Genomic DNA, 13,721 nt, shown 5'->3' on the forward strand with positions numbered 1-13,721 from the left:
TTACTATACTGCGCCGAATTAGTCGACCAGACTGAGTGAGTTTTGCCCCCTTTTTTTAAATGTGTTATTTTCGAATACTGATGATTTCATACTAGTCATCCGTGTTTGCCGCTATTGATTCTGCTATTGGCAATGACCGTTTGGACAATTCCCTGGATTTAATCCGTTCTTTTGCTATAGCGCTACTTTCCTTAAACCGAAAGGATTCATTGCCGGTTTCAATGATATGGCAATGATGCGTGAGGCGATCCAGCAGTGCTGTTGTCAGTTTGGCGTCAATAAACACGCTACTCCATTCTGAGAAAGTCAAATTGGTTGTAATGATGACGCTGGTACGTTCATAAAGTTTGGAAAGCAGATGGAACAGGAGTGCACCACCCGCCTGTGAAAAGGGCAAATAACCCAGCTCGTCCAAGATGACCAAGTCCACCTGCATGAGCATCAGCGCCAGTCGTCCTTGTTTACCAGCTGCTTTTTCCTGCTCCAGTGTGTTAACTAACTCAACGGTGGAGAAAAAGCGCACCCGTTTGCTGTGCTGCTGGATACCGCAAACGCCCAGTGCTGTGGCCAAATGGGATTTTCCGGTTCCAGTGCCACCCACTAATACCAGATTCTGTGCAGCATCGGTAAATGTCAAGGTTGCCAGTGTCTGGATCAGTGACGGGTCTACTTTAGATTGGCTGAAATCAAAGCCTAGCAAATCCCGGTGGATCGGAAATTTGGCTGAACTCATCTGATAGCGGATGGTGCGGATGCCCCTATCAATTGATTCTGCCTGTAACAATTGGTCGAGCAGCCATTGTGTCGAATGGATCAATTCAACCGTGCCTGCTAAGTTTTGCGTTTGTAATTCGGCGTAACATGCCGCCATGCCATACAATTTTAGGGCTTTAAGTTGGCTAATGATGTCAGACATGAGTCACCTCTTGATCACTTAGGCTGTCATATCGAGCCGTGTCAGCCAGTGGCTCTTCAGTCAGCTTTAAACTTGTTTCCACCTGTGCTGGAATAGGTAAATCATTCAGTCGGGACAGGACGTTAACCACCTGTTCGAGACTCGTCACCCCTGCATCTAATAATTGTTTAACAGCACTCAATACGGTTTCTAAGCCATGAACCGGAACAGCGGCTAGCACTTTAGCCATAATCCGATCACCTTGTTGCCGTTCCCGGTGGCGTAACGCTGTTCGCAGTTGCGCAAACAGCAACGGCATATCTTCAAAAGGCGCACCGTTACGCAATGCCCCCGGTTTTTTTCAATCAGCGGAATATAGTGCTGCCAATCATAGCTGACTTGATCACGAGCCAACAGACGCGTATGGCGAGCAACGACGTCACTTTCGGTACAGATGTCGACCTTATCGGCATAAAGATGAATGGTGGCTTTGCGATTAGCGAGATGACAGGGTACTGAGTATTGGTTGCGCTCCACGGTGACCAGACAGGTACTCGATACCCGAGCCAAGATCTCGATGTAGCCATCGAAAGGTGTTGGCATGGGCATAAGATAAATTTGCTCTTGCTCGAGCGCATCGGCTACCGTAATACCCGCATAATGGGGATGTTCAATTTCGGTCCAGAGGGCGCGGCATTTCAGATCAAGCCAGGTATTCAGCTCTTCAAAGCTACTAAAGCACTGTGTTTTGGCCTCTATCCAAACTCGACGCCTGGCATCCTGGACATTCTTCTCGATAATGCCTTTTTCCCAGCCGGAAGCCACATTACAGAAGTCCGGTTCAAACAAATAATGTGCCGTCATGGCGTAAAAACGTGAATTGATGATGCGACCATTACTTTTTTTGATGACTTTGTCGACCGCCGTTTTCATATTATCGTAAATACCGCGCTTGGGTATGCCACCCAGTGCAATGAAGGCTCGGGTATGCGCGTCGTAGAGCATTTCCTGGGTTTGCGTGGGATAGGCAGACAAAAAAAACGCGCGACTGGCGCACAGCTTGGTATGCGCCACTTGAATTTTACGATGGATACCGCCGATTATCTGCCATTCTTCGCTCCAATCAAATTGAAACGCTTCGCCTAGCTCGAATTTGAGCGGCACATAAGCGGATTTACCTGCGGTGATCGAATCGTTTTGCCAATGGCGGATATAAGCGGTAAGAAGGGAATAACTGCCGGTATAACCTTCTTTTTTGATCATTTGAAACAACATCAATCCGGTACGACGATCCCGTTTAGCGCGTTGGGCATCAACGTTTAATGCCAGCAACAATGCGGGAATATAAGCTGTCAGCTTGCTATTAACTCGGGATCGTTTGGGATACTTGTAGTCATCTGGGTTGCTTTCTTTAAGCCATGCCTTAATGGTGTTCCGCGACAGACTGGTCAGCCGCTGAATTTCACTGATGGACAGGTGGTCGCGATGAAACAACCGTCGAACTTTTGCGAACATTGACATGTAATGCACTCTCGTTTTGCTCCTGCCTAAAACATCAGCAGGATACGTGAATTGCCTGGTCAATTTTCGATTAGCACAACACTCTATAAATGATCAATTTTCAACTAGCGCCAACACTCCAGCCATGAGTGGCCACATTATCCGGGCACTGGGGCGGCTTCTGAATCAGGAATGGGAAATATTCTTAATGTACCCTTGCCTGCAGGTACAACGGGTAGCGAATTCAGACAGCGATATTTACAGCATATTTTGCCAGCCTTAAAACACTTTAATCCGCAACTACTGTTAATCTCGGCCGGATTCGACGCCCATTATGCAGACCCACTAGCTAATTTACATCTCGACAAAACCGATTTTCAGTGGCTAACTCAACAGCTGATAGCAATAGCCAATGACTGTTGTCAGGGACGGGTTATTTCCGTGCTAGAAGGGGGATATGATCTGAACGCTTTGGCTGAGTGTGTAGCGAGTCATGTAACTTGCCTGATGGAGGACGATTAAGTCAGCCAATGTGCCATCTGAAAACCTGGGTTTTCAATGTTGCTTCAGTTGTTATGGCGTTTTACTTTAACGCGGTGCGCATCTGTTCCAGCGCTTGTGTCAAGGTACTACGCGGACAACCAAAATTGAGTCGTACAAAACCACTTCCTCCGGGACCGAATGGCTCTCCATCGTTCAGCGCTACACCCGCCTGTTGAACAAAAAAAGTATGTGGATTGCCGGTAAAACCCGCTTCCTGGCAATCGATCCAAGCTAAATATGTACTTTCTGGAATAGTTGTACGCAACATTGGCAAATGTTCTGCGATATAAGACACAACAAAATCTCGGTTACCTTTTAAATAAGCCAACAATTCAGTACGCCATTGCTCACATTCGTTATAGGCGGCTAAAGCCGCTGTCAAACCCAATAAATTTATCTCTGGAACCAGTCCAGCCATAACCGCGTGAACTTGCTTACGTAAACTGGGATTTTGAATAATGGCAAAGCCGGAATAGAGGCCGGCAATATTAAAGGTTTTGCTGGGTGCCATGAGTGTAATACAACATTCAGCCAGTTCAGGAGACAGGCTGGCTATCGGAATATGTTCAGTATCATCCAGTTGAAGTTCACAATGTATTTCATCCGAACAGATAACCAGATCGTGTCGCAAACAAATTTCGGCAATTCGCTGCAGTTCATCGCGATCATAACTGCGGCCTACAGGATTATGCGGATTACACAGCATAAACAAGCGCGTATGCGGTTGAATAGCACTCACTAATGCATTGAAGTCGATCCGGTAATGCAATATGGGCCCGCTGGCTATCACATCTAACTCCGCTATATCCAGTTTTAAACCCTGATTGGCTGCGGCGCTTAAAAAAGGTGGATAAACGGGTGTTTGCACTAAAACACCACTATTGGGCGTGCAAACTGCTTTTGCAACAACATTAAGCCCGCTAACTAAACCTGGCAGAAATACCAGCTGATCTGGGGTGACTTCCCAGCGGTAATTCTGCCAAAGACGGTTGCAGATGGTTTTAGCTAGCTCTGCCTTTACACCACCATAGCCAAATACCCCATGGTTGATTCGAGCATGTAAGGCACGTAAAACCTCAGGGGGTGCTTGAAAATCCATATCGGCAACCCATAATGGCAATACCCCGCTTCCATAAGCTTGCCACTTTAAACTATCGGTACCTCTTCGTTCATGTATTTGGTCAAAATCGTATTTGTTCATCAATATTTATCTGAAAAAAAGAATAAAGACTTTAAAACCCTACCTTGATCGGCGCAGTGTAAACGGTAGTACCCTATAATTCGTTTGCGTTGAGCATAAACACATACGCTAACCCTATGCTTAAGCTTACTAGTATATTCTTATCAACACTCCATCGGTTCTTTCACATCCGGGTTTGCTATGTGCCGTAACACTGATACGGGCAAAGCCATTTTCTACCGGCCGATTCATTTTACCTTTAATTTCCAAATGTCCATTCTTTAATGGCACTATTGTCAAATCTTTTGCCGTAAATTCAAACTTATTCTCACCAACACTTACATGTACCACGACTGAACTTGGCGTAGTGTTTGCTGAAGCAATAATAGAAAACTCATTGAAAGATTGCGTATATTTATTGGGTGCGGGTTGAAAAGCTGTGAATAGTGGGCGATCACAATGTGCAGAACTGGAAGTACTACCATATGCAAACGCGGTGTTTGCCACCAAGCTACACAATAGGATAGAACCAAGCTTTAAAAATAATTTCATCATTTTTCCTGTATAGACTGTAAGTTTATAATTTTTTTAGTGGAAGCTTACAATATCATTTAATCAACCTTATTAGGTAAATTACAGCACAAAACACTATAGTTTATACGGATTCATCACGATTAACTGTCCAGCTCTTTCTCTTTTTACACAGAAAATTCTTACAGGTAATGGCCTAAAAGTATCAGTTTTACCCAATACTGTTTTTATTCTAACGTGAATGAATGCATAATGGGTATGTGCATACCATCTTTTAGAGCGACGCCTGAATAGCCACATTGCAATGCAGCATTTGCCAGATAGCATAATTTACTAGCCGCTAGAGTGTAACTTAAACCTTCTGGCGGACGGATATTGGATAAACAATTCCGCTCGGCATCGGTATTTCCCACCCTAGGCTTTAAAGTTAGATAAGCACCCAAACTATCTGCCGCACTTAAACCGGGACGCTCGCCAATAATCATAATAGTTAGACGCGCATTAAGTAGCGCTCCGATTTCATCTGCTACAGCGACTCTGGCATCTGGCAATAAACAAATAGGCCCCAAACTGAAAGCGCTTTCTTGAAATACCGTATAGATAGCCTTTAATAAAGCAAAGCCGTGGCTGTGTATAGCTGTAGAGGATAAACCATTACTAAAAATTAACAATACATCCACTTCAGGGTGAGCAGAAGCTAACAACACTTGGCGACTCTCCGCATGCAAACAGCGTCCTTTATCAGGTCGTTGTAAATATTCTACCCTATTATTGACAGATGTTCTTAAACACAACGGATGTAAATTCAGGCTTTTTACCTGCCTGGCAAAATCATCCATATCCCAAGCTTGATGTACCGCATCTCTTGCAGCCGCATGGGCTATTTGAAAATCCAGCAAGGCTTGGCTTGGTATACCACTCCCCACCCGGCCTTGTGCAATTCTGGCCTGTGTAAAATCACGTAAATTAAACCAGGGATCATGCATCATTTATTACCGATAGTAAAATTATTGAGCAAAGGTGTTTTAAACCGCGTTTCAGCTAAGCTGTTCTGTCCATTAAAAATACCCATCTTATCCAGCCAATCCTCAAACTCAGGCGCGGGCTTAAGCCCCAGCACCTGTCGCAAATAGAGACAATCATGAAATGAAGTACTCTGGTACGCCAGCATCACATCATCAGCACCCGGAATGCCCATTATAAAATGACAACCCGCCACACCTAACAAAGTTAACAAATTATCCATATCATGCTGGTCTGCCTCGGCATGATTGGTATAACAGATATCACACCCCATAGGCAAACCTAGCAATTTTCCACAAAAATGATCTTCGAGACCCGCACGGATAATCTGCTTGCCATCATAAAGATATTCCGGCCCAATAAAACCAACCACACTATTCACCAGAAATGGCGAAAATTCACGCGCCACAGCGTAAGCTCTGGCTTCGCAAGTTTGTGCATCCATACCATGATGTGCATTTGCAGATAAAGCACTTCCCTGCCCGGTTTCAAAATACATGAGTTGCTCAGTATGGGGATTACGTCCTAAAGAAGTTGCCATTGCTTTGGCTTCTCTTAATATATTTAAGTCAATACCAAAACTACGATTAGCGGCTTGAGTTCCGGCTATAGATTGAAACACCAGATCAATGGGTGCGCCACGTTGCATTAACTGCATAGAGGTAGTCACATGTGCAAGTACACAAGCTTGTGTAGGTATTTGATGCTGATGAATGATGTCATCCAGCAACTTGAGCAAATGATACACATTATCCAGATTATCTGTGGCAGGGTTAATACCAATCACAGCATCACCACTTCCATATAACAAACCATCTAAAATACTGGCAGCAATTCCGCGCGGATCATCCGTGGGATGATTAGGCTGCAAACGACTGGACAACCGACCCGGTAAGCCAATTGTCGAGCGAAAACGACTTACCACTCGGCAGCGTTTTGCCACGGCTATCAAATCCTGATTACGCATTATCTTGCATACTGCGGCGACCATTTCTGGTGTTAATCCAGGACTAATAGCAGATAAATCACTGTTGTCCGTTAACAGCCAATCGCGAAACTCACCTACACTAAAACTGTGTACAGGTGAAAAAGCGACAGCATCCTGTTGCTCTAATATCAGTCGCGAGACTTCATCCACCTCTGGTGCCAATAAAGGTTGCTCAATAAACTGTTGCAAGGGTACGTCAGCCAATATCAGTTGTGCTACTGCCCGCTCCAACTCTGATTCAGCGGCCAAACCGGCCAATTCATCTGCTGAGCGGCGTGGTGATGCCTTAGCCATTAACTGGCGTAAATCGCGAAAAGTGAAGCTTTTACCTTTTATACTGGCTGTATAACTCATGTTGATCCTGTTTGGCCTGACACTGGCATCAGAGCATACGACAGAAAAATGACAAATAAATGACAAATAAACCATACTGACAACTGTTGATATTTCAACAGTCGATCAGCAGTATCTGCTGGTATATCAACAATTTTATACGAACTTGTTGACCAACAGTCTGAAATCGCTACAATTGGAACATGGCATCAATTGTGCTGTTGTTTTTATAACAGCGGGTTTTTTTCGAGTGTAGCTATTTACCTGAAAAATTTGCGCCGTACATAGCTTTAGCCATCTGACGCTTATTCAGATACCATGGCCTGGAATCAATAAGCAAAAGCTGACCGGATCACCGGAAGCCAGTATGCCTTTTAATTAGGGCTACTGGTTTTTTTTTGCCTTGACGTTAAGCCGGTAAACACCAAAGGACTAAACTAAAATTTTTACCAATGACCGAAATTTATATTTTTTTCGGTAGCAACACCGCTAGATACAGCAAAACAAGGAACACCATGACATTATTAGCCTTTGACGAACTGCAATCACGTTCATTATCACATTCCGTACGTGCCACAGCTCTAGTCTTTGAAGATCCCGTCTCAAGACGTCTGCTAGATCAGATTGAGCGGATTGCGCCAAGTGATGCTACAGTATTGATTATCGGTGAAACGGGTACTGGTAAAGAATTAGTAGCCAGACATGTACATGCACTGAGCAAACGCAGTCAAAAAACTTTTGGCGCTTTAAATTGTGCGGCATTAAGCGAAAACTTAATTGAAAGCGAATTATTTGGACATGAAAAAGGCGCATTTACGGGGGCCCAATCAACTAAAGACGGTTGGTTTGAAACAGCAAACAAAGGCAGCCTGTTTCTCGATGAGGTGGGTGATTTACCCTTGGGTTTACAGGCCAAATTATTACGGGTTTTGCAGGAACGGGAAGTGGTAAAAGTCGGCTCTCGACAACCAGTACCTGTGGATGTGAGAATTATCGCAGCCACCAATGTCAATCTGGAAGAGGCTGTCGCTGCTTCGCATTTTCGTGCCGATCTCTATTACCGCTTCAATGTAGCAACCCTGCATCTGTCGCCATTACGTGATAGACCTGGCGACATATTACCCTTAACGCAACATTTTTTAAAAATCTATGGTGATCGTCTAGGCTATGGCGAAATAAAACTATCACCCGCCACAGAGCTGGCTTTGTTAAATTACGATTGGCCCGGCAATATCCGCGAACTTGAAAATGCGATACATCGTGCGCTGTTAGTTTGCCCCGGCAATCGATTACGTCCAGAAGATTTTAAGCTATCTGGAGTTAGAACTCTGGAGTCAAATCCTGCAGTATCAACTACCTCTTTAGAAAGTGCTTTACAACGGCTTTGCGAACAAGCACCACCTAAATTATTCGAGATAATCGAAGAAACAGTTATCCGCACGGCATTTGATTTTTGCGAAGAGAATCAAGTACAAACAGCCAAATTACTGGATATCAGCCGAAATGTGCTACGGCATAAACTGGGGCTTTACGGTATGCTGTCAACCACACCCAAAAAACTGACTGATGAGGAAGCGATAATCTCTGATTGATAACCATTCGATTTGCTAACTGATTTTTAATCTTCTATCAGAAGCTTTCCCTCACCTAACCTATGAGGGAAAGCGAAGATAACAAAAATAACTGCACACCTTACAGGTTTTTGCTAAGCAGATAAGGTTAACGATTTACCTTTCTTAGCATGTAACCCGACTAGCAAAGCCGATAAAAAAAGCCAAACAAATACAGGTAATACCGATTTAAAATTAATATCCCTAAAAAAACTAAACTGTACTTGCTTAACAGTAGAAAACGAAAAACCATCGACCAAAGTATTAAACATTGTTAGTTGACTTTTAACTGGCAATATTGCAGTAGCAACTGGACTTTGATTAATAAAGGCTATGGCATCAGTTTGCTTTTCAATTTGTTGAGGTTTAAACTGACCTTTTTCTTTCTGTGGTTTTGATGAATGGGATACAGATGAACTACGTGTACTTAAGTGAGACAAATTACTAGCTTCCGATACTGATTTTTGCTCAGCATACGCAACAGAAACACCACAAAAAGCCGTAATAAACACAATAAGTTTAAACACTTTATCTCTTGTTTTCACACTAGACTCCTTTCATAAATTTAAAAAATCACATTATTAACGCAGACAAACGACTCGCTTTTATCTGCTTCCCAAGTAATCTAATGAATCCAATGTAATAAACACGAAACGGGCAAATAATAAATTAAAGTTTGCCAGTTAAAACCATAAATAGGTTGAAAAACACAAAAAATTTGTGCAGGTTATTTGTAACACTTTTATAGCAGCTTTGGCAAGAAAAAAATACACCAACTAGCAAAACTATTATTATTTTGACAACTAAGTCATTTTTGCCTGATGTCGATACTGCTCTATTTCTTTTAAAAAGATAGCTAATTGCAAGCGATCTACGACTTCTAGCTTTCTAAAAATGGATGACAGATGCGCTTTAACGGTGCGTTCTGAGATATCTAATGCCAAAGCGATATTCTTATTGCATTCACCAATTTGTATCAGATTTGCAACTTCAATCTCTCTGGTTGATAAAGACAGAAACATTTTCATGAGCTCTTCTACATTGACCGTTTTGGCTACCGCCCCATGTGAGCGACGTGTTTGTGTCAACGCAGAAATAATTTTAGGTACCAAACAGCGCTGTATCCATATATCACCAGCCAAAATACATTCAACAGCTCTATTAACAATTTCAGCAGATTCGAAAGCTTCACAGTAACCCGATGCCCCTTTCACCATTGCTTCTATCTGCCGCTGTTCCGACCAATTAACTCCCACAATAAGAAAGTGACTTTCTTGTCTGATAAAAATGTCTAACAACTTATCATCTTCATCCAGCTTTTTAGCATCAATAAGTACAATGTCAGCTGTAAATTCCGCGCGAATATTAGTCAACATATTGACAGTATTCTTTGCAATCAAGGCATGTGTCCAATGTGCAGAAACACGGGGATTATTTGAAAAAATCAGGATATTAGCCACAGATTACCGTTTTTATATTATTTTCCACTAACAACTAGCAGGATAACAAATTTCTTTTATTATCCTAACAAGTTTTTTTGATTTAAGTAATTATTTATAATTTCAATTTTAGCCAAAATTTAAACAACTACAAACTAACTATACTTATTAACACTACGGAGAGGACTGACGAATACGGTTACGATGAATATAAAGCCATTGTATAGCCAGAATCGGTATTGCAGAATCGATCTGTCCATTTTCCAGCATTTGGAATGCTGTTTCGGCTTTTACGACACTCACCAAAATATCTTCGCCTTCACACTGTAAACCATGCACGCCACCTAGTTTACTGCTATCCACACGTCCGTAATAAAGCGTTATACGTTCTGAACACCCTCCAGGTGTGGTATAGAATTGCATAATTTCCTGTAATTCACTGATTTCACAACCCGCTTCTTCAAACGCTTCCCTGTATGCTACTTGTGGAGCTTCTTCTCCTTCTTCTATCGCACCCGCCACAATTTCCAGCAGCCAAGCACGTTGCGGATGCCCAATGGCACCCACCCTAAACTGTTCCAGCAACACTACCTCATCACGCTGTGGATCATAAAGAAGCACAGCGACACAGTTATTACGCCGGAATAATTCACGGTTAACGGGTTCACTCCACCCTCCTTTAAACAGGGTATGAGTTATAGTATAGCGGTCTAAACTGAAAAAACCATGGTAAATACGCTCTTGGGCTATTATTTTAAACTCTTTAGTCACGGTTTATACTCAACTTTATAAATAACACCCAATTTGTCATCGCTGATTAATAAACTCCCCTCTTGAGTTTGTAAAATGTCGACAGGTCTACCTAGAACTTCGCCACTCGTTGTTAGCCAACCATTAATAAATACTTGCTCAGCCTGTGGTTTACCGTTTTTAAAATTGATCATGGCAATTTGGTAACCCTGTGGTTCAGTTCGATTCCATGAACCATGTTGAGCAACCAGTAATTGTTGCCGGTATTTAGCCGGAAACTGTGTACCCGTATAAAAATGCATCCCTAAGGGAGCGATATGCGCTTTATAGGTCCAAACTGGCCCACTAAATTCAGCACATTTTTTTTCGCCACCAAATTCAGGATCGCTAACTATACCGGCATGACAATACGGAAAACCAAAATGTTGACCAGGCTGGCTCCACAGATTCAATTCTTCTGGGGGTAGATTGTCACCTAAATAATCACGACCATTATCGTTGAAATATAATTGCCCGCTGGTGGGTTCCCAGGTGAAACCGACTGAATTACGTATACCTTTTGCCAAAATCTCAAATTCACTGCCATCGGCATTGAGTCTAACTAGCGTACCAAATAGCTCATTTTCCGGTTTACAGATATTACAAGGCATGCCGATTGCCGTATATAACTTACCATCAGGTCCGAAGCGTAAATACTTCCACCCATGCCGTTTATCAGTAGGAAACTTATTAAACACGACCACTGGTTGCGGTGGCTGACTTAAATGCGCACCAATAGCGTCAAATCGGATAATTCTATGTACTTCGGCCACATACAAGCTACCTTCTTTATAGGCAACACCATTTGGCATATATAAATCTTTGGCCAGTATATACTGCTGTTCAGCTAAACCATCACCGTCGTTATCCTGTAATGCCCAGACATTACCATCTCGACTACCGACATAAACAATACCATTATCCCCCAGAGCCAAACTGCGCGCTGTAGGTAAATGATCGGCAAAAATGGATATTTTAAAGCCCGCAGGTAATTGTAATTGTTTGAGCATTGCCAACTGCTCTGGTTTGGCCGCCCAACTCTGTAAAGTAGTTACAATTAGTATAGACAGTATAAGAAATCTGGCGACTTTCATTTTTTAGTATCCCGACTTAAACTTAACTACATATTAGCACTCTAATCACTTGATTTTAAGCTCTCCCTCCCCAATTAATGCATTGGGTACACATAAACTCTATTAAGCACAGGTATTTATTATGTTAAGAATATTACTATTTTTGGCCACTAACGTGGCCATTATGATTGCCATTAGCATTATTTTTAGTGTTTTTGGTCTAAAAGGTAGCTTGGATGCACAAGGCATTAATCTCGATTTAAATTCACTATTGGTCATGTCAGCTGTCATTGGTATGACTGGATCCATCATTTCTTTGTTTATGTCGAAATGGTCTGCTAAAAATGCAATGGGAGTACAAGTCATTGAACACCCGCAAAATCAGACCGAACAATGGTTAGTAGAGGTGGTTGCCAATCTTGCCAGAAAAGCAGGTATTGGCATGCCTGAAGTGGGCGTGTTTGATACCCCCGAACCGAATGCGTTTGCCACGGGCGCCAATCGTAATAATGCGCTGGTGGCCGTCAGTACCGGCTTACTGCATAATATGAGTGCTGACGAGGTTGAAGCCGTGCTTGGACACGAAATTAGCCACGTTGCAAATGGCGATATGGTCACCATGTCTCTGATGCAGGGTGTAATTAACACCTTTGTGTATTTTTTCGCCACTATTATCGGTTATCTGGTTGACAGACTCGTTTTCAAAACTGAACGCGGCTATGGACCCGCTTATTATATCACTCAGTTAGTTGCTCAAATCGTGCTGTCTATTCTGGCTTCTATGCTGGTGATGTGGTTCTCACGTTACCGTGAGTTCCGTGCTGATCACGGCGGTGCGCAACTTGCAGGTCGTCAAAAAATGATTTCTGCCTTAAGAGCGCTACAACGCGCACAAACACCGGAAGAGCTTCCAGGCCAACTGGCCGCATTTGGCATTAGCGGCGGCTCAACTCGCCGTCTGTTTATGAGTCACCCGCCCTTGGAAGAACGTATTGCGGCTTTGGAAAATGACGCCAGATAACTTATAAACTATTCAACCTGAGTTTGATAATTATAAAATCAATGTTCTATACGATGCGCTGCACAAAGTGTAGCGCATCTATCTTGATTGATACCTCTCCTGCTGGCAGCATAATCGCCAACAGAGAATGCCAAACGCCCCTCAGTTAAGTCATTGATTATTAGTATTACTGTTTTTGTTCTTCTTTTAATTTAGCTTTAGCAATAAGTAGCATTTTCTCTTTGTATTCGGGCAATATTGATTTTAACTTTGCTTCAGCCTGTTTGCGAGATTCCCGATCAGACAAATTTTCGTTAACCTGCTCAATCACATTTTGAATTTTATCTTCATCATCTTTTGCCTGTTCAGTCAGCACTTTCATCTCATTACGACTGGGAGTACGATTTTCCTGTATTAGGCTTTCCGAAACAGTGGCATTATTAGCCGGAGCAATGACTTTTGCTGTCTGAGTTGCTGGAACTTGGCTGGCATTACTCTGATTCTGTTTATTTTCAGGACTTTTCTGATCTGAACAGGCAGTTATTAACATTCCTAGTGCGATAGGGATTAACACAATTTGTATTTTAGACATAGTAGTCATTCTCCTTAAATTATTAACACTTTAAGTTCCGTTGTATTGCTAGTTGCGAAAGCAACATCACTAACAGCTTATAAAGTGATCACACCCCTTTTAACGTTGATGTTAAACCGGGCAAAAAGTTCCAGATTAGCTTCAGTTAAATGCCCTGCATCAGCATTTCGGTACACGTAAATAGGCGTTAGCATAGCATGCCCAGCCTACCCCTTTACTTTCCAC

At 42.6% G+C, this 13,721-nt stretch carries 12 protein-coding genes and 2 pseudogenes; 3 read left to right on the forward strand and 11 right to left on the reverse strand.

The genetic code is table 11. From position 1 onward, the window contains the following. Window positions 1-91: 91 nt before the first annotated feature. The gene (gene istB, locus ABH008_RS16430) at window positions 92-916 is read right to left on the reverse strand and encodes an IS21-like element helper ATPase IstB (RefSeq protein WP_347986692.1); all 825 of its coding nucleotides are present in this window, start codon (window positions 914-916) and stop codon (window positions 92-94) included. After that, window positions 909-2,416, reverse strand: a pseudogene (gene istA / locus ABH008_RS16435) (IS21 family transposase). Before istA ends, istB begins: the two are co-directional and overlap by 8 nt. Before the next feature lie 129 nt (window positions 2,417-2,545). On the opposite strand from istA, the pseudogene ABH008_RS16440 reads away from it, so the two are divergent. Further along, a pseudogene (locus ABH008_RS16440) lies at window positions 2,546-2,917 on the forward strand (histone deacetylase family protein); the annotation flags it as partial. A 61-nt stretch (window positions 2,918-2,978) separates the two neighbouring features. Here the strand turns inward: ABH008_RS16440 and ABH008_RS16445 are convergent. The 4 genes from ABH008_RS16445 to ABH008_RS16460 all read right to left on the reverse strand — a co-directional run bounded on the left by ABH008_RS16445 (window position 2,979) and on the right by ABH008_RS16460 (window position 7,014). Further along, window positions 2,979-4,139: a PatB family C-S lyase gene (locus ABH008_RS16445; protein ID WP_347986693.1), complete on the reverse strand. Its 1,161-nt coding sequence runs from the start codon at window positions 4,137-4,139 to the stop codon at window positions 2,979-2,981. Between the two features lie 129 nt (window positions 4,140-4,268). Then, window positions 4,269-4,673, reverse strand: a complete 405-nt coding sequence (locus ABH008_RS16450) for a hypothetical protein (protein WP_347986694.1) — start codon at window positions 4,671-4,673, stop codon at window positions 4,269-4,271. Window positions 4,674-4,876: 203 nt separating this feature from the next. Continuing rightward, window positions 4,877-5,638 (reverse strand): ethanolamine ammonia-lyase subunit EutC, encoded by a 762-nt coding sequence (gene eutC / locus ABH008_RS16455; protein ID WP_347986695.1) that lies wholly within the window; start codon window positions 5,636-5,638, stop codon window positions 4,877-4,879. Next, entirely contained in the window at window positions 5,635-7,014 is a 1,380-nt protein-coding gene (locus ABH008_RS16460) for an ethanolamine ammonia-lyase subunit EutB (RefSeq protein WP_347986696.1), read from the reverse strand. The genes eutC and ABH008_RS16460 overlap by 4 nt, the downstream gene beginning before the upstream one ends. 494 nt (window positions 7,015-7,508) lie before the next feature. Here ABH008_RS16460 and ABH008_RS16465 point away from each other — a divergent pair, with 494 nt between their 5' ends. Continuing rightward, on the forward strand, window positions 7,509-8,585 hold the full coding sequence (locus tag ABH008_RS16465) for a sigma-54 dependent transcriptional regulator (protein ID WP_347986697.1): 1,077 nt from the start codon (window positions 7,509-7,511) through the stop codon (window positions 8,583-8,585). A gap of 113 nt (window positions 8,586-8,698) precedes the next feature. Here the strand turns inward: ABH008_RS16465 and ABH008_RS16470 are convergent, their stop codons facing one another. The 4 genes from ABH008_RS16470 to ABH008_RS16485 form a co-directional block, all read right to left on the reverse strand. Next, window positions 8,699-9,148: a hypothetical protein gene (locus ABH008_RS16470; RefSeq protein WP_347986698.1), complete on the reverse strand. Its 450-nt coding sequence runs from the start codon at window positions 9,146-9,148 to the stop codon at window positions 8,699-8,701. Between the two features lie 258 nt (window positions 9,149-9,406). Beyond that, on the reverse strand, window positions 9,407-9,979 hold the full coding sequence (locus ABH008_RS16475; protein WP_347986699.1) for a response regulator transcription factor: 573 nt from the start codon (window positions 9,977-9,979) through the stop codon (window positions 9,407-9,409). 237 nt (window positions 9,980-10,216) lie between these two features. After that, window positions 10,217-10,813, reverse strand: a complete 597-nt coding sequence (locus ABH008_RS16480; protein WP_347986700.1) for an NUDIX domain-containing protein — start codon at window positions 10,811-10,813, stop codon at window positions 10,217-10,219. After that, complete coding sequence (locus tag ABH008_RS16485) at window positions 10,810-11,925, reverse strand: PQQ-dependent sugar dehydrogenase (protein WP_347986701.1); 1,116 nt, start codon at window positions 11,923-11,925, stop codon at window positions 10,810-10,812. Before ABH008_RS16485 ends, ABH008_RS16480 begins: the two co-directional genes overlap by 4 nt. Window positions 11,926-12,046: 121 nt before the next feature. Between ABH008_RS16485 and htpX the strand changes: the two genes are divergently transcribed. Beyond that, the gene (gene htpX, locus ABH008_RS16490; protein WP_347986702.1) at window positions 12,047-12,925 is read left to right on the forward strand and encodes a protease HtpX; all 879 of its coding nucleotides are present in this window, start codon (window positions 12,047-12,049) and stop codon (window positions 12,923-12,925) included. 166 nt (window positions 12,926-13,091) lie between these two features. Here htpX and ABH008_RS16495 read toward each other — a convergent pair whose 3' ends face one another. Next, window positions 13,092-13,496, reverse strand: coding sequence for a hypothetical protein (locus ABH008_RS16495; protein WP_347986703.1), 405 nt, complete (start codon window positions 13,494-13,496; stop codon window positions 13,092-13,094). Between the last annotated feature and the right edge of the window lie 225 nt (window positions 13,497-13,721).

It is taken from the genome of Methylomonas sp. AM2-LC (assembly GCF_039904985.1).
Lineage (GTDB): Bacteria > Pseudomonadota > Gammaproteobacteria > Methylococcales > Methylomonadaceae > Methylomonas.

Bases quoted from the DNA above. Each gene is read 5' to 3' on its own strand.
- ABH008_RS16495 (WP_347986703.1), bottom strand. From the start codon at position 13,496: ATGTCTAAAATACAAATTGTGTTAATCCCTATCGCACTAGGAATGTTA.
- ABH008_RS16485 (WP_347986701.1), bottom strand. From the start codon at position 11,925: ATGAAAGTCGCCAGATTTCTTATACTGTCTATACTAATTGTAACTACT.
- ABH008_RS16450 (WP_347986694.1), bottom strand. From the start codon at position 4,673: ATGATGAAATTATTTTTAAAGCTTGGTTCTATCCTATTGTGTAGCTTG.
- ABH008_RS16465 (WP_347986697.1), top strand. From the start codon at position 7,509: ATGACATTATTAGCCTTTGACGAACTGCAATCACGTTCATTATCACAT.
- htpX (WP_347986702.1), top strand. From the start codon at position 12,047: ATGTTAAGAATATTACTATTTTTGGCCACTAACGTGGCCATTATGATT.
- eutC (WP_347986695.1), bottom strand. From the start codon at position 5,638: ATGATGCATGATCCCTGGTTTAATTTACGTGATTTTACACAGGCCAGA.
- istB (WP_347986692.1), bottom strand. From the start codon at position 916: ATGTCTGACATCATTAGCCAACTTAAAGCCCTAAAATTGTATGGCATG.
- ABH008_RS16460 (WP_347986696.1), bottom strand. From the start codon at position 7,014: ATGAGTTATACAGCCAGTATAAAAGGTAAAAGCTTCACTTTTCGCGAT.
- ABH008_RS16475 (WP_347986699.1), bottom strand. From the start codon at position 9,979: ATGTTGACTAATATTCGCGCGGAATTTACAGCTGACATTGTACTTATT.
- ABH008_RS16445 (WP_347986693.1), bottom strand. From the start codon at position 4,139: ATGAACAAATACGATTTTGACCAAATACATGAACGAAGAGGTACCGAT.